5 protein-coding genes and 1 pseudogene are annotated in these 5,137 nt (G+C 59.4%); 1 reads left to right on the forward strand and 5 read right to left on the reverse strand.

What is annotated here, in order from left to right; translation table 11 throughout:
• Positions 1-220: 220 nt before the first annotated feature.
• Positions 221-1,157: pseudogene (locus tag NKG99_RS35260) on the forward strand (IS3 family transposase); the annotation flags it as partial.
• Between the two features lie 23 nt (positions 1,158-1,180).
• Here the strand turns inward: NKG99_RS35260 and NKG99_RS35265 are convergent.
• The 5 genes from NKG99_RS35265 to NKG99_RS35290 form a co-directional block, all read right to left on the reverse strand.
• On the reverse strand, positions 1,181-1,663 hold the full coding sequence (locus NKG99_RS35265) for a MerR family transcriptional regulator (protein WP_352874052.1): 483 nt from the start codon (positions 1,661-1,663) through the stop codon (positions 1,181-1,183).
• Positions 1,653-2,222 (reverse strand): hypothetical protein, encoded by a 570-nt coding sequence (locus tag NKG99_RS35270; protein WP_352874054.1) that lies wholly within the window; start codon positions 2,220-2,222, stop codon positions 1,653-1,655. Before NKG99_RS35270 ends, NKG99_RS35265 begins: the two co-directional genes overlap by 11 nt.
• A 71-nt stretch (positions 2,223-2,293) precedes the next feature.
• Positions 2,294-2,575, reverse strand: a complete 282-nt coding sequence (locus NKG99_RS35275) for a hypothetical protein (protein WP_352874056.1) — start codon at positions 2,573-2,575, stop codon at positions 2,294-2,296.
• 657 nt (positions 2,576-3,232) lie between these two features.
• Entirely contained in the window at positions 3,233-3,844 is a 612-nt protein-coding gene (locus NKG99_RS35285; RefSeq protein WP_352874057.1) for a 4'-phosphopantetheinyl transferase family protein, read from the reverse strand.
• Between the two features lie 179 nt (positions 3,845-4,023).
• On the reverse strand, positions 4,024-5,137 hold a 1,114-nt coding region (locus tag NKG99_RS35290), incomplete at its 5' end, for a thioesterase domain-containing protein (RefSeq protein WP_352874059.1).

Genomic DNA, 5,137 nt, shown 5'->3' on the forward strand with positions numbered 1-5,137 from the left:
CCTCGGGAAGAGCCGGGTGCGGGAAATCCGCCCGCCCGGATCTGTGAGGGCGAAAGCCGAATGGCTGAGCTACTCGACCGCGACCCGCGCTTGGCACGCGGGCGAGATCCGTCCGACCTTCTCCATCGAAGCCAAACCGCGGTACCCGCCAAGGTGACCTGCCACTGAAAATTTCCTCCATCTGAGATTAGAGTCCGAGCCTTGATTGAAGGACGGACTGATGAAGAGAAAGCGGTTTACGGAAGAGCAGATCATCGCGGTTCTGCGTGAGCACGAAGCGGGGGCGAAGGCGGGCGACCTGGCGCGCAAGCATGGGATCTCCGAGGCGACGCTGTATAACTGGAAGGCCAAGTATGGCGGGATGGACGTCTCCGACGCCAAGCGGCTGAAGGCCTTGGAAGACGAGAACGCCAAGCTGAAGAAGCTGCTCGCCGACCAGATGCTGGAAGCCTCGGCACTGCGCGAGCTTCTTTCAAAAAAATGGTAGGGCCCGCCGCCAAGCGCGAAGCCGTCGCGCATCTGCGGGCCGTCATGGGCCTGTCGGAGCGTCGGGCCTGTTCCTTTGTCGACGCCGATCGTAGGATGATCCGCTACCAGTCTCGCCGAGCGCCAGAGACGGAGCTGCGTGGTCGGCTGCGTGACCTCGCCAACGAGCGCCGACGCTTTGGCTATCGACGGCTGTTCATTCTGCTCAGGCGCCAGGGCGAGACATCGGGGATCAACCGTATCTATCGTCTTTACCGCGAGGAAGGACTGACGGTGCGCAAGCGTCGGGCGCGACGACGAGCCGTCGGCACGCGGGCGCCGATCCTAGTCGAGGCAAAGCCGAATGCGCGCTGGTCGCTGGATTTCGTGCATGACCAGTTCGCCTGCGGCCGGCGCTTCCGCGTGCTCAACATCGTCGACGACGTGACGCGCGAATGTTTGGCCGCGATCCCGGACACCTCAATCTCCGGCCGTCGGGTTGCCCGTGAACTGACGGAACTGATCGCTCACCGCGGCAAGAATGGCAATACATCGCGCCAGGCAAGCCGATGCAGAACGGTTATGTCGAATCCTTCAACGGTCGCATGCGCGACGAGCTCTTGAACGAGAGCCTGTTCTTCGGCCTCGACCACGCTCGCAGCGCCATCGCCGAATGGCGGGAGGACTTAAATCCTGTTTCATAACACCCATCTGTCTATGTCGTTGAAGTGAATAGGTTTTGCTGATCTGGATGCGTTCCCGTGGGGTATTTTGGGTTTTGCCGCGCGCGATGAACGATGCGCTGTGCCGCCGGTTCGCCAAGCGTTGATCGGCTGAAGACCCATGGACCATCCGGCAGAGGATGAACGCCTTCGATCTCGCCCGCCTCGGCGGCGAGCCTGAGGGTCTTCGGTGCAACGCCGAGAAGGCGCGCCGCCTTGTTCAGGTTAAGCCATGGCTCTTTGCCGTCCGCCGCTGGCCGGAAGACAGGGATCTTATGATGCGACCTGTGCGCGGTGACCCGTTCGCGTGTCCGTCGATTGCCGTGACCGGTCACCAGTCCATTGCGGTTGAGGATGCCAGCAATCAGATCATCATTGGCGATGAGCACCAGTTGGCGGACGGCCGCGATGATATCGCCGGACGTGCTGTTGCGCTGTCCACGGCGCCGCTTCGGCAGGCGCAGTTCAGTATGCAACCCAATGGATCAGAAGAACGATCTCTGACGCTTCGACATCGATATCGGCGACCACCTCCCGGATGACGGTGCGAACGATGCGCTTCTTGAGCCTTGCATCCGTCGTCGGCGCCGCCCACACAGCCTTGAGATCGGCGGCGAGCGCGGTGACGTGTATTGGCGACAGAAGTGATGGCTCCGATGTCGAGGCATCATGCGCGGCAATCCTGCTCTCGATCTCGCCGACACGCGTGAGCGCCCGGTTCCATCGCAACTCCAGTTCCGCCGCGACCAGCCGGTTCTGCGGATCGATGGCGTCGTATTGCCGGAACGCCCGATCGGCGTTGTAGCGTGCCGCCTCGCGATCGCGCATCAGAGCATCGCGGACCTGATCGCGGCGACTGGCCGCTTGCGCTTCGGCCTCGACGGCCGCGGCTATCGCTCCCGGCTCGACAACCCGCAGAAGAGCTTCCTCGATGGCGTCGTCGACGCGTAGTCCACCGAAGGCGATGCAACGCGGCTCGCCAATCGAAGCCCGCTCGCGCGACACCGCCAGCAGCAGAGCGGCCGAGATCGTCATCGACCGTCTCGATGCAAGACCAGCCGAGCGCGACCAGGCGATCGCGCATCGCATACTGCAGGGCGCTGCTCTCACGATTGTGCAGAACCTGATGGGCCGAGGACTGCCGCACATAAAGGATCGCCTTTCGCTCCAGATGGTGGGGCCGGATCTTCTCCTGCATCATGGCGTGCCTCCTGCCGCGGAACGGCGCGCTCGCCGTCGACGTGGTCGAGGATCAGGCGCACCATCAGCTTTGTCAGCGTCAGGCGCGTCTCTTCCGGCAGCGCCTGCCATGGTGGCATCTGCGCGGTCTCCGCATCGTGCGGCTTGGAGAACAGATCGAACTGATATGTCGTGGGCTGGCGCGGCATGGACCTCTCCCCGATTCGCGTCGTGAGGATCCGATGCTGCGCCCGAATCCTCCAATTGCGATGGGGTGTGGGAATTGGCCGTCGCGTCCTGCAGCAGTGTCACCAAGACGCCAAGCGTTCTGGGATCGACATGTGGGGCAGCGGCAATGCGCCACGCGGTGCAGACCGCGCGATCAAACATCCAGGCCGGAACCTCCAGCCACCGATCGGAGGCGTGGCCAGAGAGACTGCAGCGGAAAACCTCCCGGTCAGCCTTCTCGATCACCTCATGAACGTGAACACAACGCCCGGCCCAGGGATGCCATGGATAAAGAAACTTGCGTTCCTCGGTCCCGTGGGCGTTCTCTCGTCGTGTTGTTCAACACCGCGAGGCCCCATTCCTCGCTCGGCTACCAGACCCCGGCGGCATACGCCGAGGACATCACCGCAACCGGCTCCGACGCTGTGCTGATGGAAGGCTCCGCGCCTCCGCCGGTTGCTCAACCCGCGCCAAGAGGCGTAACAGAAACGGCCAAGGCTCTAATCGCCACTGGATGACAGTTCAATGGCAGGTCAAAAGGTGTCCGGGACTTGCTGAAACACGCATGTCGACCGCGCCATGCATCCATTCGTTCGAGCGACGCTGGTGCGCCGCCTCGATCATCCCAACAGCGTCGCTCAATATGCCGACCGTGAATACGCCAACCCAATTACATTCTTGGAAATAAGTAACTCGAGCGAAAACGTGCAATTTGCCTTCGACACGTGCCCTAATCGCGCAGAGATATCAATTTCCACGTCCTGGAATTCAAGGAACTGATTGTACAGTGGAAAATACGCCTTATACGCCGCCTCCTTCAAAACGAAGAGGTCCCGCCGCGTGAGCAAATGTAGATCGTACATGCGTTGCTCGTTAGGGGTGGCAATCAATTCGATCAGGTTCTCCGGCAGTGGTTCATTAGGCTCAATGTCGATGCCGAGAGCTGCAATCCTTTTCGTCCCTGCAATAGCGGCGGCCGCTACTGTATCGTGGTGCGCCAGAGATCCGATGACGCCGGGTGGCCAGAGCGGAACACCAGAGCGCGTCTTTAGGATCGGCATTGATGGGAATCCCAGTTGCCCAAGAAGTGTTCGGGCGACTACTCTTGCGGCACCGCTTTCGCGGCGGACTTTAGGAACAGCGCGTCCCATAGACGTAACTTCGGAAGCGTATAAAGAGGATTCATCGGCCCTCTCTATTGGACGAATGCCGACGATGATGTTCTCTTGATCAATGGTGATAATATCCATCTATTTGGGTCCTTCTTTTCGAACACGCTGGCGTCGATCAGAGGTCAGAGCGGGCGGCGGACCACATATGAACTGCTTCCCATCTTGGACCACCGGGCCGGGACTTCCCGACTTGCGGGAGAATTTGGGGCTCGAGACTAACCTGCGAGGTCAGAACATTCGGGGAAATTCTTTGGGATCTATTTAAGAATCCCGATTAAGGCCGTTGAAATGGCTCGAGCCAGAACTCGGCGGTTTTTTGGATTGCTCACCATGGTAGCGTGGTTGCCTGGAACCGGTACCGCATGAATGGCCCCCGCATTTAAAACCAGGTCCCAACCCTGCTTTGGCAAGTCAGCCTCCCGATCTAATTGTTTATCAGGTGGTACCCAACGACTGATGAGAGGCTCACTGGCATAAAACTGATGTATCTCAATTGGAAGCGACGGAACTCGATACGACTGTAGCGCCTGGTGGAATTGGGCGGTCCTTTGATACATCAAAACATCACCTTGGAGATCATGATCCGGAGGCAAAGCCCCAATTTGCTGTGCCGTTTCAAGCAACTCAGCTATTGAGCATTGTCCGGCAAAGCGCTCCAATACTTCGACGAATTCATCGTTGACGAATTCACAACGTTCCAACACAACTTCTCGTACCAAATCTATAGGTGATAACTTTGACAAATTTGTAGGTGTCGGAACATCGATGAACGCCATGAATGACACAGCTTCGTCGAGACTCAGCAAGTGCTGGGCAATTGCATAAGCCACGATTGCACCTGATGAGTATCCAGCAAAGCGGTATGGGCCCCGGGGCTGGATCTCTCTAATAGCAAGGACTACCTCCGCGGCTATCGCCTCAAGAGTTGGTGGACAAAGGTCATTGAAGGGCGGCCATGGCAGAGCGTATACAGGGCAGTCTACATCCATTTCCTCCACCAAACCGAGGACATAGGAACAATCTCCAAAACCTGTGGGGACAAAGAAGAGCGGTGGCTGCGATCCGGTTGGTCGAACGGAAATCACTCCCGAAGTACTGGGCTGTGGCTCCAAATGAATCTTCGATGCAAGTTCCTTCAGAACAGGGGCTTGGAAGAGGTCGGCGGCGCTAAAGTTCAGCCCAAGATCTAACGCTCGACTGAGCACCTGCACGGCCAGCAGCGAATGGCCGCCGAGCTCGAAGAAGTTGTCGTGGCGTCCGACCCGCTCGACCCCGAGAAGCTCCGTCCAGATCTGTGCCAGCGTCGTCTCGATCTCGCCCTGCGGCGCCTCATAGGCCGCCCGCGCATAGGCGTCGTCGTCGGGAGCCGGC

This window comes from Mesorhizobium sp. M1409 (assembly GCF_040317535.1).
Classification (GTDB): domain Bacteria; phylum Pseudomonadota; class Alphaproteobacteria; order Rhizobiales; family Rhizobiaceae; genus Mesorhizobium.

Excerpts from the sequence above, each read along its gene's own strand:
- NKG99_RS35270 (WP_352874054.1), bottom strand. The coding sequence starts at position 2,222 with ATGACGATCTCGGCCGCTCTGCTGCTGGCGGTGTCGCGCGAGCGGGCT.
- NKG99_RS35275 (WP_352874056.1), bottom strand. The coding sequence starts at position 2,575 with ATGCCGCGCCAGCCCACGACATATCAGTTCGATCTGTTCTCCAAGCCG.
- NKG99_RS35285 (WP_352874057.1), bottom strand. The coding sequence starts at position 3,844 with ATGGATATTATCACCATTGATCAAGAGAACATCATCGTCGGCATTCGT.